1 protein-coding gene is annotated in these 667 nt (G+C 33.6%); it reads left to right on the forward strand.

What is annotated here, in order from left to right; all coding sequences use genetic code 11:
- The first annotated feature begins 88 nt into the window (after positions 1 to 88).
- Positions 89 to 601 (forward strand): ankyrin repeat domain-containing protein, encoded by a 513-nt coding sequence (locus DXA54_RS28020; protein ID WP_007558978.1) that lies wholly within the window; start codon positions 89 to 91, stop codon positions 599 to 601.
- Positions 602 to 667 lie beyond the last annotated feature (66 nt).

The raw sequence follows: 667 nt of genomic DNA on the forward strand, positions 1-667 counted from the left end.
AATGGGAATAAGCGACTAACAAACAGCAAACCGACTAAAAAGCGGAACGCTGCCAAACATTATCGTTGTTTACATTAGAATCAAAGAAATGAGAACAATAGAAGATATGAAACTTGAATTATTGAGTGATGACTCAAACAGGTTTATACAAGCTCTAATAGATTATGACATAAATAGTAAAGATAAATATGGGAGTAATCTACTTCATTACTATATAATGAATTACAAGAGTATCGTACATCCCGCAGGTGTAATTATACCCGAATTTGTAAAAAAAGGGTTGGATATAAATGAAAAAAGGAAAGACGGACGCACTGCATTATATCTTTCTGTTCAATATCAGTTGAAAGGTATTTTTGAATTACTCCTGAATCATAATGCAGATATAGATATGCAAAATGCAAATGGTAATACTCCTTTATGGGAAGCTGTTATGCAATACAAGGGAGATGGCTTTTTTATCGAACACCTTTTGAAAAATGGAGCTAATCCCGATATAGAGAACAACAATGGAGTATCTCCTAAATCATTGGCAAGAACTATCGCAAATTATGATGTAAGAAGATTCTTTAACAACGATAACAAACAGCAAACCGACTGAACAAGTGGCACGCTGCCGGACATTAGCAACTTTACAAACTAAAAAGAATATGAGTGACCAAATAAT

This window comes from Bacteroides sp. OF03-11BH (assembly GCF_003604005.1).
GTDB classification, from domain to species: domain Bacteria; phylum Bacteroidota; class Bacteroidia; order Bacteroidales; family Bacteroidaceae; genus Bacteroides; species Bacteroides ovatus.